Here is a 15,508-nt window from a genome sequence, read left to right on the forward strand (position 1 = left end):
CGTCTATAGATTATGTAGAGGTTAACGTTATTTAACACGGGAGGTCCATCAATTCATGGATAAAAAATGGTTATTAGTGCCAATACTTGTCGCGTCATTACTTGTGGCTCCGGTAACTAATGCGGCTACGCCGGCGTACTTCGTCTACATTACAGATGAGGGCGGCAAGGCTACCGGCTCAGCGTTGATTAAGGAGGGTATTGCTTATGTTTCAACCAGCTACTGGGAAGCAGCAGGACTTCGGGTCGTGTGGGATCAGGGTCATAAGAGAGCGGAGTATACAGGATGGGAGAAAAAGATAGCTGTTCGCATAGGAAGTAAAACGGGAATCCTGGATGGAAAATTGGTCAGTTTAGGAGGAGCCCCTTTTGAAACCAATGGACAATTATATGTACCCGCTGATTTCCTTGTAAAGTCGTTAGGAGGCGAAACCGTCAGCTGGGATGCAGCCAAGAAAATCTATACGGCTAAAGAATTAAAGAGCTTTTCCAGTACTAGCGCAAAATTCGGCGGAAATACGTACACGGTGGATAAAAAGGCTGGGCGCTTATATGTCACAGATTCCTCTGGTCGTACCCGTCTGTTGGCGAACCTTGGATCAGAACTGTACGATATGGTGGCATTTGATTTTCAGAAGACACCGAAGGGCCTGATTTATCTGACCTTGACCGATGTGTATGGGGAACCTCATATTCATAATAAATGGTATACGTTGATTATCAAGGACGGAGGGGTCATTCGCCAGGCAAGTGTAGGATACTATATGCGTTACGGTAATAATGTCAAAATTGCGGGGAATCAGCTCTTGCTAACCGATGGGAAAACATTACGTCTGATCGAAGATGGAACGGGCAATGTAACCCAGACCCTAGACCTGACCAAGCTCGGTGGTGTATCTGATACCTATTTGGTGGAAGGAATGGATGATGATTTTCTACTGATCCGTCCCAATCAACAAGGTTTCCTCATGCTGATCGACCGTAAAACAGGGTCTGAAACATTGCTTTACAAAGAACTGCTGGATCCCGAACAGCAAAACTTCGCGGAAACCAATGATCTTCCGTTCTTTGGGGACAATCTAAAGTTTGTGAAGCGAGAAGGCAATGCGCTGTTATTTACGAACGAATATGTACGAGATGGTAAGGTGTACAAATTTAATTTGAGTGGGAATAATAAATAATAAAACTACAGCTATATAAGCCGAACAAAAGAAAGTAAAAAAAGCGAGGAGGAACAAAGGGGGAAGTTTGGAACTGTAGGAGCGAAAGCGATAGTTGTGCAGGAACAAGGAAAGGAATGAATAAAAGAATGTTTGTTTTAAGATTTACCCAAACTTTATTGAAAGATATGAAAATTACACCTGTAGAGTACGAAAATATTTCACCACTCTTGAGTTGGCATGCCAATATTATTCGATTGAATAAACGAAAACATATTTTATTTGTCAATGATCTTAGTCGACTAAGTATCATAATTGATGGCGTTAGAACTTTGCAGTTAAATATTTTATTAGATAAATTCCATTCAAGACTGTTTGAATACTTAGTAAGCGAAGGAATAGAGCAGAAAGTAATAGAGTCTTATTTGAAAGAGGGACTCGAAACGAACATCTCCAAAACTAACAGTAGAAGTGTCTTAGGGACAATGAAAGAAATAACAATGTATTGTGACGTAACGCAATTGAAATTTGCAGATCAAGAAGAAAGGGACAAATGGCTGAATAGAACAATACATAAACCCATTGACTATAAAAAACCTATTGATGTATTTAAAGAAGAGATTCGGAAATACTCTTTATAAAAGTTTTACGAACAAGTCGGAACATGGTGGGTCATGTGCTCTGGCTTGTTTTTTGTTATTAAATATGATAATTTTAAATCAAGTTTTATCTAATGATATATAGTTTCATCTAATGAAACAAACAGAGAGGAGCTAATGTATGTCTGAGGAAATGAAGACACGAGTACAACAGCAATTTGGTAAGAATGCTGAGAAGTATGTAACAAGTGTTCGTCATGCCAAAGGGGAGGATCTGACACTGCTGGTATCTGCCGCGCAGGCCACTAAGGAGATGACTGTACTTGATATTGCGACAGGAGGAGGCCATGTAGCGAATGCGCTTGCTCCTCTTGTCAAGCAGGTTACTGCTTTGGATTTAACGCAAGAGATGCTGAATTCAGCTAAAGTGTTTATTGAAGGGAACGGTCACGGAAATGTGGAATTTGTGAAGGGGGATGCAGAGCAGTTACCCTTTGAGGATGCTTCGTTTGATATTGTGACTTGTCGAATTGCCGCCCATCATTTCCCTAATGTACCTGCTTTTTTGCGAGAAGCTTACAGGGTTTTGAAGCCAGGAGGCAAACTGCAGCTAATTGATAATGTATCTCCGGAAGATGGTCGTTTGGGGGAGTTTTATAATGAGGTTGAGCGATTGCGTGATCGGAGTCATGTTCGAGCCCTCTCCAAATCAGAATGGATTGGACAATTAGAACAAACCCATTTCCAACTGGACGCTTTAATTTGCTTTCAGAAGCCTTTTGAGTTCCAGAGCTGGTGCCAGCGGATGGGGCTTACGCCAGAAGAGCAGGATGAAGTCAAAGCTGAATTTATTAAGGCAGAACCGGCCACATGGGAGTTTTTCCGCATTACCGCAGATGCAGGGGAGATCGTCAGCTTTGTTGGGCAATCTGCGTATTTTCAGGCTTCGAAATCATTATAAGTAATAGTAAAGCTAAATATCTCTTGAATCCATTTAAAACGGCCCATTCCTTTACAAGGGAATGGGCCGCTATTTTTACTTTGATAATTCTACAAAACCTTCTCCAAACACATCTCTTACATCATGAATGGTCAGGAAGGCGTCCTTATCGGCATTTTCAACGATTTTCTTGAGTGTAGACACTTCCTGTTTGCTAATGACGATATAGAGCACTTCTTTAGGCTCCTGGCTATAGTAGCCCTTTCCTTGCAGAACGGTCACGCCTCTGTCCATGACCATGTTGACCTGTTCAGCGATTCTATCCTGCTGTTTGGAGATAATCGTGACTGCTTTTTTAGGGTTCAGTCCTTCAATAATAAAGTCCATTACCTTCGTACCGACATAAAGCATAATAATGGTTACCATAAGCTTCTCTGTCCCGATAATGAAGTAAGAGGCAAATACAACGATCAAATCAAAGAATAGCAGGGCGTAACTAATATTCCAATGGAGATATTTATTAGCGATCTTTGCGAGAATAGTGGTACCTGCGGTACTGCCGCCAACCTTAATGATCAGCCCAATGCCTGATCCGACAAGTATGCCCCCAAATATCGCATTCACTATTAATTCATTAGATTGAATTCTCCAATCGTGGGTCAGATGGAGGAACATGGAATGAAGCAACACGGCGATAATTGTATAAATAATCATCTTCTTATCCAGGAATCGGTATCCGAAAATCAGCAATAAAGCATTGATTACTAAGTTGACTATACTGGGTGACCATTGAAATAGGTAATACAAGATGATAGAAGTTCCGGTAACTCCACCCTCGCCTAGTTCATTGGGAATGACAAATACATTGACTGCTAAGGCAAACAGAAATGCTCCAAGTATTAAGTAAAAAAGATCGTGCGTTATTTTCTTCAACATTGTTACCATCCTTACGTTTCGCAATAATCACAATACTATATATCATCTCGGTGAGCTTAGGCAATCCTTTTTTTTCAAAGACTAAGGCCTCATAAAAGTGCAAAGATTGCTGTACTGCTGCGATTATGCACTCTTCTGTATAAGGATAAATTGTCAGCTGTTCGATCCAGCTTTAACATTTCTTTAAATTCGTCTTGTATAATGGACTACTATATAAGACGAATAAAAGAAAGTAACAAAAGCGAGAAGGAACGAAGGGGGAAGTTTGGAACTGTAGGAGCGACAGCGCCCGCCTTTGTCTCCGGATTTCAACCGCAAACAGCGGTACCATAGAAAGAAATCTGGAGACAACAGCGGCCGGAAGTCCAAACATTCCACCGTAGTGACGACTGAGCCTTATGTTCGGATCTTAAGTTTGTCTTATATAGTTAAGGAAGGAGCAAACTAATTGCAGAAAGATATATTGATCGTCGAAGACGATATGAAAATAAGAAAGCTTTTAAGATTGTATTTGGAAAAAGAAGGATATAGCGTAATGGAGGCTCAGAACGGGGAAGAAGCCAGAGAGATGTTCCAGCAGGATGAGCCCTGTTTCGTAATTACTGACCTCATGATGCCCAAATTTAGCGGTGAACAATTATGCAGGTGGATTCGAAATGAACAGAAAAGCGACATTCCTATTATGATGCTCACAGCTAAAATCACGGAATCCGAACGGATCGCAGGTCTGCAAATGGGTGCGGATGATTACATCATCAAGCCATTCAGTCCACAAGAAGTTGTTGTGCGGGTCAATACGATACTCAAACGGATGGCCAACCGCTGCAGCAAGATTAGTTACCGGGGACTGATGATCAAGACGCAATCATGTGAGGTTAAGTATAACGGGGTCGATATTGCCTTAACACAGCATGAATTTAAGTTGTTGCACTTCCTTATGAAGCATCCCAATCAAATCTTGTCCCGTGAGCAAATTTTGAATGAGCTTTATCCGAATGATGAGCGGTCTGTGATCGATCGTACGGTTGATGTTCACGTTGGTAAGCTAAGAGAGAAGATTGAGGTGTCCTGCCAGACGCCGTCCTTCTTTCAAACGGTACGTGGAATGGGGTATCGCTTTGTTGCCTATTAAGAAACTGAATATATGGAAGCAGTATATCGCTTGGAAATTGATTTGGGTAAATGTGCTGGTGATGCTCGTTGTGATCTGGTTAGTAGGCGTATCTGTCAAAGACTTCGCGTGTGTGCTGGTGGCCAAGTATCAGCTTGTGGGCGATGTCAAAAATGATTTTTTTGGGCGGACCATGCAGTTCTATCTTATTAGGGCAAGTGTGCTTGCCATTGTTGTCGCTGCCATCATTCATTTTATTTTTATTAAGAAGATTCTGTCTCCTTTGAAAAGATTAACAGAGTCGACTCGTCAATTAATGGAAGGATCATATCCTGAACCCATCCAAGTAACCGCTGAGGATGAGATTGGAGAATTGACGAAGCGCTTTAATGCTATGACCCTAACCCTGCAGCGGACGGAACAGAATCGTAAAGTAATGCTCAGCAATGTGTCACATGATTTAAGAACGCCACTTAGCAATTTGAATGGTTATTTAGAGGCGTTAAGCAGTGGTGTAATTGAGGGAGACCGGGAATTGTATTTATCTCTGTTGGAAGAGTCGCAGCATATTACACGGCTTGTGGAACAGCTCCACCAACTATCCCTTTGGGAGGACAGGGGGGCTGACAGTATGGTTTTTAGCCGGATACCCATCGACGAGTTCATTACACGAAGCTTGCAATCTTTTCAACTAGAACTAGAGCGCAAAGGGATCACCTTGGAGGTTTCTCTTGAACCACATGTCATTGTTAGTAATGAGGATGGCTTACGACAGGTACTAACCAATCTGATACAGAACGCAATTACTTATAATTCTGGACATATAGTTTGGATATCAGGGGTAGTTGCAGGCGAGGACTACCGAATTACAGTATGTAATTTGGGAGAAGCGTTGTCAGAGGAGCTGCAGGAGTTGGTTTTTGAACGTTTTTTCCAAGCCGATGGTTCCAGACAGCGTAGAGAAGGGATGAAGGGGAGTGGACTTGGCCTAGCCATCGTGAAGGAGATTGTGGGGAAACTTGGAGGTCAGGTAGAGCTGACTTCAGACAAGGATAAGCATTCTTTTTCAATCACGGTACCGCTCAAACTTGGCAAGAACTGAAATATCATTTCACTGAATAGGTGAGAAAGGAGGGCAGAGGTATGGATAATATCCAGCTCGGATCATTATTAATAAACGGACGACTTGTGATGTACATGACTTTTGGTGTAATCGGGTGGCTCGTGCTGCATTACCGGTTACGGAATATTCCAGAACAAGAACTGTTCACCTCCTATGCAAGCAATGCATTCTGGATATGGCTGCTTGTATGGAAAGGGAGCTTTATGTTTCTATATCCCATTGAATTTATAGAGACGCCTATAAGCTTGCTGTATTTTGACGGCGGCAAACGTGGGATGTGGCTGGCGAGCCTGCTTGCAATACTTTACCTGTGGGTACGATCGAGAAAACAGAATTTGCCAATAAAAATATGGATGGATATCGGACTATGGTTCATCTCTGGCTGCTGGCTAATCTATCCCATCCTGCAGGTTATAGCCGGGCATCAGCCTGTTTTATATGATAAGTTAAGCGCTTTATGGTCAGGGGGATTCATGTTGATCCTGTTCCTGACACGAAGAACCTCCCGCTTTGGTGACCGGAGTGGGTATGCCATTTGGTTTCTAATTGGACATGTAGTTCTTCAGTTTCTGTTGCCTGACCGTACATTATGGCTGCTGTCATTTAGCCGGCTGCAAATCATATGTATTGCAATAGCCGCAGCCCTAACCGTATGGTCATACTTCCAGGAGAAGAACGAGAAAGGATGATGATATGAATCACATTACCATTGTAGTAGCTTTTGCCGCAGGAATGTTGTCTTTTCTATCTCCCTGTATCTTTCCATTGATTCCTGCTTATCTATCCCATTTGACAGGCTCCTCGCTGCAAGACGGCAAGCTTGTAGTACATAGAGGGAGATTGTTCTCCCAATCACTCTTTTTTATTCTGGGATTTAGTCTGATTTTTATCGCCATGGGCGCTTCGGCCAGCTTTATCGGCCAATTTTTTGCTCAGCAACGAGATTTGGTTCAGAAAATAAGCGGCTTATTCATTATTATCTTTGGTCTGCAAATGATCGGATTGCTCAATCTGTCCTTTCTAATGTCGGGCAAAACCTGGGAGACTAAAGGCGGACATAACCGTGGAGCTATTCGTTCTTTACTTACTGGATTTGCATTCGGAGCAGGTTGGAGCCCATGCGTTGGGTTGGCATTATCTTCGATTCTACTTATGGCCGGCTCAGCTGATACATTATGGAGCGGTATAGGCATGTTGGCCGTGTACTCACTTGGTCTCGGTATTCCGTTTCTGCTGATCTCCTGGCTGCTAACATACTCTATGAACGTGCTGAAAAAAATGAACAAATGGATGCCCCTGTTATCTAAGGTGAATGGGGTACTGCTCCTAGGAATGGGACTGCTCCTGTTCACAGGGCAGCTGCAACAGCTGAGTGCTTGGCTCGCTAAATATACGTTATGGGATATTACTTTTTGATAGACTGGAGGTAGTTAAAATGAAGAAAAACGTCATTGCCATCATCTTTATCATTGGATTAGTACTATATGGGGGATATGAATACTTCAACAAGTCTGAGCAACAACCCCTGCAAAGCGCAAGCTCAGAAGCGGAAAGTCGTGATGTTGGTATTGAGAAAGGGCAAGTAGCTCCAGATTTCACATTACAAGATCTGAGTGGAAATCCAGTGCGGTTGTCCGATTTTCGAGGGAAAAGAGTAATGCTCAACTTCTGGGCTACATGGTGCCCTCCGTGCCGGGTAGAGATGCCGCATATGCAGAGCATTTATGAGAATTATGAATCGGAAGATGTAGTGATCCTCGGGGTGAATATGACCTTAACGGAAAAGGCGCTTGGAGATGTCCAGCCATTTGTTCAAGAGCAGAAGCTTACTTTTCCAATTGTATTAGATGAGGACGGGGAGCTTATGCAAACGTATCAGATCGTCGCCTACCCAACGACTTATGTATTGGATGCTGATGGGGTCGTGCGGGAGAAGGTGCGGGGAGCTATGAATTATGAGATGATGTCTGAACTGCTTGCAGAAGTGAAATAGATGTTAGAATAAGAATTGAACAGAAAAAAGTGGCAGTTAGGACTTTATTATCTTGTCCAAGACTGCCACTTTTTTTTATAATCGGGGTCAGTCTATATACGACGAATATAAGAAATTACAAAGGGCGAGAAGGAACGAAGGGGAAGGTTTGGAACTGCAGGAGCGTTAGCGCTCGCCTGAAAGCTTTCCGCAGGAAAGCTCGCATCGGAAGCATGGGCTGCACCGGATTTCAACCGCGACCGGATGTCCAAACTTTCACCGTAGTAACGACCAAGCTTTGAGTGAGAATCTTAAGTTCGTCTTATATATAGTACTGTAAACCAACAAGATATAATAAGGAGCAAAATTATGAATTGTCCTCATTGTGACAACGAATTAAGTGAACTTCCATTATGTTATGGAGCTGAAGCACCACACTACTTTAATTTGGTACCAGAAGAGCAAAGAACAGAATTAACTGGCGATTTTTGTGTAATTGATGAACAGCACTTCTTTATTAGAGGGCATATTGAAATACCAATAGTGGATAGTAATGAGAAGTTTATTTGGAGTGTGTGGGTGTCTCTTAGTGAAGAGAATTTTTTTAGAGCGAACGAATTATTGTTAGTAGAAGGCAGAGAAGAGGAAGAACCTTATTTCGGCTGGTTATCGACTGAACTTTCAATGTATCCAATATCGACGTTGTCATTGAAGACAATGGTACATACACAAGAAGTGGGTGTCGTTCCGCTAATCGAATTAGAACAAACAGACCATCCCCTTGCAGTTGAACAAAGGGACGGAATTACGATGGAAAGAGTTAAGGAGCTTGCTCATTTGGTGTACCACGTGTAGTTGTAAGGAGATGGAAGGCAAGTTGATGAATTATAAGTAGAACATAGGAGGGGGGCAGCAATTTTGATGAAACATAAACTGGACACATGGAAGCGGCAGTGGCAGTGGCTTGTTCAGGCCCTGGAGCAAAAGGGGGCAAGCACCTTTATTACCATTGATCCCCCTGCACCAGAGCGGGAAATTGCTGAAGCTGAATCCCGGCTCAGAATCCAGTTGCCTGAGGAGTTCCGTTCACTGCTAAAGGATGGCTCGGGCAAAGTATTAGTATACTGGAGCTTGCCATGTGAAACGATTAAACCTTTTGATGTGAGTGGAGAAATAGGCTGGGGTACAGATCAGCTTTGTTTCTCCGATTTTGCTGATGAGGAAATGGAGGGGCAACGGCGGTATCTTACCTTTCATGTCGCCGGTAACGGGGATGAATTACTGCTGGACTTGGGCAGTCCTTCCGGAACTTCCGTTGTGCATTGGGCACATGAGACGGCAGAATTCCGGCTCCTTGCGCCATCCATAACGGCTTTTGTAGACCGGGTAACAGAACTGGGTTGTGTCGGAGCCGAGGAATGGCAGTATCCGTATTTTTGCGGGGAGTTCGGCTTGGATTTGGAGAGCGGAAATAGCAAACGCTGGAAGGCATGGCTGAATCAATACCTAACGCTTTCATTGGAACAGGCTCAGGAGGAGCTTCCGCTGCTCATCACCTATACAGAGATGAACGGGGTGGACAAGGAGGTGGCAGCAGCCTTTGCCCGCTATGATGGAGAGGCAGTGCTGCAAGCCTGGTTGAAGCGAGCCAGTGCAGAGCAAGATCCCAATCAAATCGAGTCTTTAATGTGCTTTGCAGGTGATGTTCTGAAGGAGAAAGCAGCTGATGTGGTGCGATCACTGTGGTCGGAAGCTCCAGCGGTTAAAGTGAGTCCCTCTACTCGTGCTTATCTTTCTGCACGCTGTCTGCCGGAAGGTGAGGGACTTAATCAGGTCTTGGAAATGCTGGACGTCTCTGCGAAACAGAATAAGCTGAGTGGTTATGAAGCGAATTCGCTGCTTCAGCATTTTGGAAGCCGCAGAGTGCTGGAGTGGATGGAGGAGAAGGTGTCTTTTCCTTATAACGGTTGGGATACGTTGTATGTCCATTCACAGCCTTCAGTATCCGACATCTTACACTGGCTCAGCGGGAAGGATGTACAGCGTCAGATTGTCATTTCGGCCTTATCCAGTCTGCCGGAGGATTACGTGCTGTTCCATAGTGATGTGGACGCACAGCAGGTCCGCAGCTTGCTCGAACAGGCGTTGGACACAGCTGTGCTTAAAAAAGAAAAGCAAGTCATCCGTAAGGCGCTAGAACGGCTTGCTTAAAGCAACACCTGTTAATGTGAGCTGATAAGGGTAAATCATGAATAAATCAATGGAACTAAACAAAAACTTTACTGAATAACGTCACTACTTTGACAGTTCAGGAGGGATTGTTATAAAACCGTTGATTGTAATTGCAGCACTAGTACTCGTTACGGCTTGTTCGAGTAATCATTCGGCTGACAAGCAAATGACAACTAAACAAACGAAAGTTGAGACTCGTGCTCGTCATGGTGCTTCAGCGTCAACCTTAACTCAAGCTTCTTCCATATCCACAGATGCTCCAAAGGATTCAATACTTAGAGCTAAACAAGCACAAGTACCTGGTGATGTTTCGGATTTGCTGGGTGGACTTTTAGGCAACAATACGCCGACAGAGAGAACACCTACGCAGACTGCGTATCCGCAATCAGCTACTACTAACCCGGAACCGTCAGCAAATCCACAGCATTCTGCTTATCCAGGGCGGTCAACTAACCCCCAGAAGTCTGCCAATCCAGAAGCATCCGGCGATTCATCCCAATATGTGCAGCAAGTGTTAGATCTGGTGAACCAGGAACGAGCGAAAGCAGGCTTGAAATCCCTTAGCTTAAATAGTGCGCTTTCGAAAATGGCTCTGGCCAAGGCGCAGGATATGTACGACAACAATTATTTTGACCATCAGTCTCCGACGTATGGCTCCCCATTTGATATGATGAAGGCATTTGGGATCACCTATAATTCAGCAGGTGAGAACATCGCCAACGGCCAGACAAGCGCGGAGGAAGTGATGAACCAATGGATGAACAGTCCTGGTCATCGTGCGAACATCTTGAATAGCAGCTTTACCGAAATTGGAATTGGCTACTACAACAAAGAGTGGGTTCAAGAATTTACAGGCTAGTGGGAACCTTCTGAGTCTTTAGATGCGAATGAAGATTACATGAAATAAAACAAGTCGGAGCGAATCCATTCGCTTCGGCTTGTTTTTTATTTAGTCGATACGGACTTGAACCATTCGTTCACTTCTTTGGTGATCTGGTCACCGCCGTTAGCTTTCCAATTGGTAACAAATTGGTCGAAGGCATCTACTGGCAGCTTACCGTAAATGATTTTGTTGAAGGTTTCCATTTCGGACTGACGAAGCAGGTTCCATTTGGAGACCATCGTTGGCGTCGCAGCACCTGTGAAGTAGTTTTGCTTACGAATGTCTAATTACGACATAACCACTTTAGCAGCTGCCCAGTTTTCCGGTTTACGGAACTCGGCCATCTGTTTTTCATAAGGAGTTTCTGGTGTCTTACCATCTGCTAGTTTAACAAGTGTCTTCATGTACAGATCAGCAGGTACATTTTTCAACAGATCGGGAGCAGGCCAGTCCGGCACCCAGTTCGCGCCTGGCAGGATTCCTGCTGCGCCTTTTGTCCAGCTCTCAGCAGATTTACCTTCATCCCACAGCGCGGAGTCTGTATGAATATAGCCTTTATCCATCCACTCACTAAGCTTTGCTAGTGCCTGCTTGGCACCAGGATTAATGGAGCCGTAGGTGCTAAGCCATCCGGATTCTCGTTCTTGAATTTGTCCATGATATTCTCAAGATCAGAGATGGTTTTCGGTGCTTCAAGATGCAGCTTTTCCATCCAATCTTCGCGCAACCATAGCAGCGTGTCGTCATTATCCGTATACTCAAGGATCGGCATATTGTATTTCTTACCGTTCTTGGTGAACGGGTACCACAGCTCCGGATGGGCTGCTGCATGGTCTTTCAGAATTTTATTGGCGTACTTGTCAAACAGCTCATCAATAGCAATGAACTGACCGGAATCAATCAGCTGATTGGTCAATACCGCGTTGCAAACGATCATCGTTCAGGCAGATATGTCAAAGCTCGATCCGTCAGCCGTTGCCAATCTGTAACAAATTACCATTCGGGCTTCGCAGATCTTTATCAGTGCACTGCCGATACTGCTGGTGTATCCGTTCCTGCAACGTTATTTTGTGACGGGTATCGTGGTTGGAGCTGTGAAGGAGCAGTCGCTGGAGAGAACCAACCTTCCGAATGGCCTCGAAGTGTAAATAACGGCATTATTGTACCCTAAAAGTGATAACGTGAAGGAATTAACCAAAATATGTCGAATACGATGGATTAAGATAATGAAAGGGGGATTTGCTATGTGGTTTTACAGTTACAGAAAACCAATAAGAATCCGTCACCTCCCTCAATATTAAAAAAATTGAGGAGGATTACAATGAAAATAAATGATAATTATTTGAAGGAACAATTAAAGCATGTATATTGGTTAAATGGTGGTTGTTGTGCAGGGAAGTCCACAATGACAAAGAAATTTGTTAAAGAGTTAGGATTTCAAACACTGGAAGATAACGTGATGAAGTACAGACCATTCACAAATCCAGTTGAATACCCTGCCTTACAGTATCCTCATTCGGGTTTAGATTGGGATAAATGGTTCAATAAACCTAATGATGAACATGTTCATTGGCTTTTTCAAATTGTCGAAGAGATGATGGAGTTTTTCGTTACGGATTTGTTAAAAATGCCTACTGATAAACCAATCATTATAGACTTAGGAATTATGCCCGAGCGTATATTACCCTTTATTCCAAAAGAAAGAATGATTTGCCTCTATACTTCTGACGAAGAAATAGAAAGGCTATATTTCTTTAGAGAAGACCATAAGATGATTTTGGATGTTATTAATCTTACATCAAACCCTGCGGCAACAATCGCAAATGGCAATAAAAACATGGTGAGATTTTCTCATGAGGTAAGAAGCGCTTGCATTCGAAATGGCATCAAAACACTGGAAAGAACACCCGAAATGAGTGTTGAAGAACAGTTTAAATTAGTTCGTGAGCATTTTGGAGTATGAGATGAAAACAAACAATTGTTGATTTCATTGATAGGTAACACAATTGATAGCCTGTTGAACTAACGATGAATGATAGTGTAGTAAAAAGGAAAGTCCCTTCAAAAACCCACTTCCGTTAAAAAAGGAGTGGGTTTTTGTTTAAATTGTTATACAACATATGGATTTGGTTTGAATGACAGACTCACTCTTTAAAATAGGGTGTAATCCCTTTTGAATATAGGTTCTCCACTAACTTGAAAAATTCTTCTGACGATAAATCCTGTTGACGCTGGAGCCAAAGACGAAATAAAGAAAGGGATGTTGTCAGGTAAAACTCAACGAAGTACGGCGTTAAGGAATGGTTTTGCGGAACGTTTAATTCTAATTGATCCAACGTGATTTCTTTTTTTAAGCGTTTTAAAAAATGGGCACTTCCATAATCACCTAAAAGGGCATTAAGAACCAGGAGATGTTCTCTTTTATCCAGACAAAAGAGCGTATCTTGAACCGTATGCATCGATAGCTCTTTATTCGCCAATTCTTTTTTCATCTCATTCAATAAGTCATTTTCAACAGCGTCTAACAATTCGTACATGTCAGTAAAGTATTGATAAAAGGTGCTGCGGTTATATCCTGACTTATTCGCAATTTCCTGAACCGAAATCTTCTCAATCGGCTTTTGGCTATATAACTCACAAAAAACATCTACAAACTTTTGTCTTGTTTTCTCTGTTATTTGGGGTTGCTTTTTCATATTTCCCTCCTACTAGCGAATAAGAATATCATCCGACAAATCATAAAAAACTGATGGTTGATCAAGGAATAATGAAGATTTATAATCACATCATACAACATGTTGTCGGATAATCAAAAGGAAATGTTAATAAGTAGGGGTGGTTTTAATGACAGCAAAACAAGATAGAATTTTAATTTTTGGTGCAGGTGTCATCGGGAGCATGTACGCAATAAAGCTTATTGAAGCAGGGTTTGACGTTAGCCTGTTTGCACATTCTAATAGATATAAATCATTAAAAGAAAATGGCCTGCAATATATAGAAAAAGGTACAGTTAGATCGATACAAGTGAATGTCATTGATACGCTCGAAAATGACGATGTATATGATTTTATTTTCGTTACCGTTCGTTATGACCGGTCCGAATCAGCGTTGTTAGCGCTAAAAGATAATCAAAGCAAAAATATAGTTACGATGACTAATAATTCAATTGGATTTTCTTCATGGCTGGATATCGTAGGGGATAGACTTTTACCAGCTTTTCCCGGCTTCGGCGGACAGATTAAAGATGGAGTGTTGCATGCTCGATTTCTGCCAAAGATTATAGCGGCAACTGCATTTGGAGAAATTAATGGTGTAGTGACAGAACGCATAGAAAAACTCGCAAACGTATTTAAAACAGCAAAGCTTCCCTACGTTATAAAAAAGGATATGCAAGCGTATCTAATCACACATTCCGTATCAGACATTGCCATGTTGAGCTTTTTGCATTCAGAGAATAAGATAAATGACAAAAAAACAGCCAGTACCAGAAAGACGGCACGCAAAATAACAGTCACTTTAAAAGCGTATCTAAGGGCAATACAAAAAGCCGGCGTTTCAATTGACCCACCTATGCTTAAAATGGTGCTTAAATTTCCAAACTTATTGTTGGATCTTTTCTTTATGACATGGCTACGAACTAAAATGGTTAGGGATATGATGTTGCCGGATTATGCGAATAATGCTAACAATGAGATTGTGCAGCTGAGTAATGATTTAATAAAATTTTTAAGTCAAAATGATATCAAATCGGAAATACATGTTCAGTAATTTATTTACGGGAAAAGATAATGGAACAACAACAGCGGCAGTCTAAGACTTTATTTATCAAGTCTTGTTCTGTCGCTGCTTTATTTATTAATTTTTATACTTTGTAATATAGTCGATATATTCTACCGCACTGTGATTGATCTCCTCATCGCTAGCTTGAAATGAAGCCCCGAAGACAGCAAAGTAGGGGAGTGCTACTGCGCCCACATGTTTTGTACTGGCTTTGAAAGGCGAAGTCACTTCATCCACGGTAAAAGAAACAGAGCCTTCCGGCACATAATTTTCTTTTTTATCGCCTATGGACATGGCAAGCCCCATCTTCTTCCCTTTAAGCTTGTCACCGTTTGATCCATAAGCCCATCCATATGCAAACACATCATCAAACCACTTTTTTAATAACGGCGGATAACTGTACCAATACAAAGGGAATTGCAAGATGACATGGTTATGTGCTTCTAATAGCTTTTGTTCTCTAGGAACATCAATGTTCCAGTCAGGATACTCTTTGTAAATCTCATGAATGGTAATATCGTTTGGATATTGTAGCAGTTCTTCTTTCCATCGCTGGTTTACCCTTGAATCCTCAAGGTTCGGGTGCGCTATAATCACTAGTGTTTTCATTATGAAAATTCCTTTCTCAGGCCCATATCAAAGAGTGTAGCCTCTGGTGCCTTGCCTCATTTTTCGAATATGATCATTATGTTGCAGGCTTTAAGAAAAGAAAATACACACAATGAGGTAAGATGGTTACTTCAAAGTAAGTACTGGACTCGCAAAAAAATGTA

Annotated in this window: 19 protein-coding genes and 1 pseudogene; 14 read left to right on the plus strand and 6 right to left on the minus strand. The window is 42.3% G+C overall.

The features are described from left to right. The first annotated feature begins 55 nt into the window (after positions 1-55). The 3 genes from HPT30_RS17070 (at position 56) to HPT30_RS17080 (ending at position 2,719) form a co-directional block, all read left to right on the plus strand. A complete protein-coding gene (locus HPT30_RS17070; protein WP_175372555.1) occupies positions 56-1,180 on the plus strand; it encodes a stalk domain-containing protein in 1,125 nt (374 codons plus the stop codon). 116 nt (positions 1,181-1,296) lie between these two features. After that, positions 1,297-1,800, plus strand: coding sequence for a DUF6933 domain-containing protein (locus tag HPT30_RS17075; protein ID WP_246317205.1), 504 nt, complete (start codon positions 1,297-1,299; stop codon positions 1,798-1,800). Positions 1,801-1,939: 139 nt separating this feature from the next. After that, the gene (locus tag HPT30_RS17080; RefSeq protein ID WP_175372556.1) at positions 1,940-2,719 is read left to right on the plus strand and encodes a methyltransferase domain-containing protein; all 780 of its coding nucleotides are present in this window, start codon (positions 1,940-1,942) and stop codon (positions 2,717-2,719) included. Between the two features lie 75 nt (positions 2,720-2,794). Here the strand turns inward: HPT30_RS17080 and HPT30_RS17085 are convergent, their stop codons facing one another. Further along, positions 2,795-3,634: a YitT family protein gene (locus HPT30_RS17085; protein WP_376767044.1), complete on the minus strand. Its 840-nt coding sequence runs from the start codon at positions 3,632-3,634 to the stop codon at positions 2,795-2,797. A 448-nt stretch (positions 3,635-4,082) separates the two neighbouring features. On the opposite strand from HPT30_RS17085, the gene HPT30_RS17090 reads away from it, so the two are divergent. The 8 genes from HPT30_RS17090 (at position 4,083) to HPT30_RS17125 (ending at position 10,931) form a co-directional block, all read left to right on the plus strand. Next, the gene (locus HPT30_RS17090; RefSeq protein ID WP_246317207.1) at positions 4,083-4,766 is read left to right on the plus strand and encodes a response regulator transcription factor; all 684 of its coding nucleotides are present in this window, start codon (positions 4,083-4,085) and stop codon (positions 4,764-4,766) included. Continuing rightward, positions 4,756-5,847, plus strand: coding sequence for a sensor histidine kinase (locus HPT30_RS17095; protein ID WP_175372557.1), 1,092 nt, complete (start codon positions 4,756-4,758; stop codon positions 5,845-5,847). The genes HPT30_RS17090 and HPT30_RS17095 overlap by 11 nt, the downstream gene beginning before the upstream one ends. Positions 5,848-5,888: 41 nt before the next feature. Then, positions 5,889-6,557 carry a hypothetical protein gene (locus HPT30_RS17100; RefSeq protein WP_175372558.1) on the plus strand — a complete coding sequence of 223 codons (669 nt, stop codon included), beginning with the start codon at positions 5,889-5,891 and terminating at the stop codon, positions 6,555-6,557. Positions 6,558-6,561: 4 nt separating this feature from the next. Then, positions 6,562-7,284, plus strand: coding sequence for a cytochrome c biogenesis CcdA family protein (locus HPT30_RS17105; protein WP_175372559.1), 723 nt, complete (start codon positions 6,562-6,564; stop codon positions 7,282-7,284). 19 nt (positions 7,285-7,303) lie between these two features. Beyond that, on the plus strand, positions 7,304-7,861 hold the full coding sequence (locus tag HPT30_RS17110; RefSeq protein WP_175372560.1) for a peroxiredoxin family protein: 558 nt from the start codon (positions 7,304-7,306) through the stop codon (positions 7,859-7,861). A 348-nt stretch (positions 7,862-8,209) separates the two neighbouring features. Next, a complete protein-coding gene (locus tag HPT30_RS17115; RefSeq protein WP_175372561.1) occupies positions 8,210-8,695 on the plus strand; it encodes a DUF2199 domain-containing protein in 486 nt (161 codons plus the stop codon). Between the two features lie 66 nt (positions 8,696-8,761). Continuing rightward, a complete protein-coding gene (locus tag HPT30_RS17120) occupies positions 8,762-10,051 on the plus strand; it encodes an SMI1/KNR4 family protein (protein ID WP_246317228.1) in 1,290 nt (429 codons plus the stop codon). Between the two features lie 121 nt (positions 10,052-10,172). Beyond that, positions 10,173-10,931, plus strand: coding sequence for a CAP domain-containing protein (locus HPT30_RS17125; protein ID WP_246317216.1), 759 nt, complete (start codon positions 10,173-10,175; stop codon positions 10,929-10,931). 86 nt (positions 10,932-11,017) lie between these two features. Here the strand turns inward: HPT30_RS17125 and HPT30_RS30035 are convergent, their stop codons facing one another. The 3 genes from HPT30_RS30035 to HPT30_RS30045 are packed head-to-tail and all read right to left on the minus strand — an operon-like array spanning position 11,018 to position 11,892. Next, positions 11,018-11,194: a hypothetical protein gene (locus HPT30_RS30035; protein ID WP_246317217.1), complete on the minus strand. Its 177-nt coding sequence runs from the start codon at positions 11,192-11,194 to the stop codon at positions 11,018-11,020. A 48-nt stretch (positions 11,195-11,242) separates the two neighbouring features. Then, positions 11,243-11,518 carry a hypothetical protein gene (locus HPT30_RS30040; protein WP_246317218.1) on the minus strand — a complete coding sequence of 92 codons (276 nt, stop codon included), beginning with the start codon at positions 11,516-11,518 and terminating at the stop codon, positions 11,243-11,245. A 17-nt stretch (positions 11,519-11,535) separates the two neighbouring features. Further along, positions 11,536-11,892: a type 2 periplasmic-binding domain-containing protein gene (locus tag HPT30_RS30045; protein WP_246317219.1), complete on the minus strand. Its 357-nt coding sequence runs from the start codon at positions 11,890-11,892 to the stop codon at positions 11,536-11,538. Here HPT30_RS30045 and HPT30_RS30050 point away from each other — a divergent pair. Further along, positions 11,873-12,103 (plus strand): annotated as a pseudogene (locus HPT30_RS30050) (hypothetical protein); the annotation flags it as partial. The gene HPT30_RS30045 and the pseudogene HPT30_RS30050 sit on opposite strands and share 20 nt — an antisense overlap. A 173-nt stretch (positions 12,104-12,276) precedes the next feature. Beyond that, entirely contained in the window at positions 12,277-12,918 is a 642-nt protein-coding gene (locus tag HPT30_RS17135; RefSeq protein WP_175372564.1) for a hypothetical protein, read from the plus strand. Between the two features lie 181 nt (positions 12,919-13,099). On the opposite strand, the gene HPT30_RS17140 is transcribed toward HPT30_RS17135, so the two are convergent. Then, on the minus strand, positions 13,100-13,651 hold the full coding sequence (locus HPT30_RS17140; RefSeq protein WP_175372565.1) for a TetR/AcrR family transcriptional regulator: 552 nt from the start codon (positions 13,649-13,651) through the stop codon (positions 13,100-13,102). Positions 13,652-13,799: 148 nt separating this feature from the next. Here HPT30_RS17140 and HPT30_RS17145 point away from each other — a divergent pair, with 148 nt between their 5' ends. Further along, entirely contained in the window at positions 13,800-14,723 is a 924-nt protein-coding gene (locus HPT30_RS17145; RefSeq protein ID WP_175372566.1) for a ketopantoate reductase family protein, read from the plus strand. 87 nt (positions 14,724-14,810) lie between these two features. Here HPT30_RS17145 and HPT30_RS17150 read toward each other — a convergent pair whose 3' ends face one another. Then, positions 14,811-15,344 carry an NAD(P)H-dependent oxidoreductase gene (locus tag HPT30_RS17150; RefSeq protein WP_175372567.1) on the minus strand — a complete coding sequence of 178 codons (534 nt, stop codon included), beginning with the start codon at positions 15,342-15,344 and terminating at the stop codon, positions 14,811-14,813. Between the last annotated feature and the right edge of the window lie 164 nt (positions 15,345-15,508).

This window comes from Paenibacillus agri, from assembly GCF_013359945.1.
Taxonomy (GTDB): Bacteria; Bacillota; Bacilli; order Paenibacillales; family Paenibacillaceae; genus Paenibacillus_AQ; species Paenibacillus_AQ agri.

What these genes read in the sequence shown, in the direction of transcription:
- HPT30_RS17085 (WP_376767044.1), bottom strand. Translation starts at nt 3,634, where the DNA reads ATGTTGAAGAAAATAACGCACGATCTTTTTTACTTAATACTTGGAGCA.
- HPT30_RS17120 (WP_246317228.1), top strand. Translation starts at nt 8,762, where the DNA reads ATGAAACATAAACTGGACACATGGAAGCGGCAGTGGCAGTGGCTTGTT.
- HPT30_RS17070 (WP_175372555.1), top strand. Translation starts at nt 56, where the DNA reads ATGGATAAAAAATGGTTATTAGTGCCAATACTTGTCGCGTCATTACTT.
- HPT30_RS17080 (WP_175372556.1), top strand. Translation starts at nt 1,940, where the DNA reads ATGTCTGAGGAAATGAAGACACGAGTACAACAGCAATTTGGTAAGAAT.
- HPT30_RS17140 (WP_175372565.1), bottom strand. Translation starts at nt 13,651, where the DNA reads ATGAAAAAGCAACCCCAAATAACAGAGAAAACAAGACAAAAGTTTGTA.
- HPT30_RS17110 (WP_175372560.1), top strand. Translation starts at nt 7,304, where the DNA reads ATGAAGAAAAACGTCATTGCCATCATCTTTATCATTGGATTAGTACTA.
- HPT30_RS17075 (WP_246317205.1), top strand. Translation starts at nt 1,297, where the DNA reads ATGAATAAAAGAATGTTTGTTTTAAGATTTACCCAAACTTTATTGAAA.
- HPT30_RS17150 (WP_175372567.1), bottom strand. Translation starts at nt 15,344, where the DNA reads ATGAAAACACTAGTGATTATAGCGCACCCGAACCTTGAGGATTCAAGG.
- HPT30_RS17135 (WP_175372564.1), top strand. Translation starts at nt 12,277, where the DNA reads ATGAAAATAAATGATAATTATTTGAAGGAACAATTAAAGCATGTATAT.
- HPT30_RS30045 (WP_246317219.1), bottom strand. Translation starts at nt 11,892, where the DNA reads ATGATCGTTTGCAACGCGGTATTGACCAATCAGCTGATTGATTCCGGT.
- HPT30_RS30040 (WP_246317218.1), bottom strand. Translation starts at nt 11,518, where the DNA reads ATGGATAAAGGCTATATTCATACAGACTCCGCGCTGTGGGATGAAGGT.
- HPT30_RS17115 (WP_175372561.1), top strand. Translation starts at nt 8,210, where the DNA reads ATGAATTGTCCTCATTGTGACAACGAATTAAGTGAACTTCCATTATGT.
- HPT30_RS17105 (WP_175372559.1), top strand. Translation starts at nt 6,562, where the DNA reads ATGAATCACATTACCATTGTAGTAGCTTTTGCCGCAGGAATGTTGTCT.
- HPT30_RS17100 (WP_175372558.1), top strand. Translation starts at nt 5,889, where the DNA reads ATGGATAATATCCAGCTCGGATCATTATTAATAAACGGACGACTTGTG.
- HPT30_RS30035 (WP_246317217.1), bottom strand. Translation starts at nt 11,194, where the DNA reads ATGGTCTCCAAATGGAACCTGCTTCGTCAGTCCGAAATGGAAACCTTC.
- HPT30_RS17145 (WP_175372566.1), top strand. Translation starts at nt 13,800, where the DNA reads ATGACAGCAAAACAAGATAGAATTTTAATTTTTGGTGCAGGTGTCATC.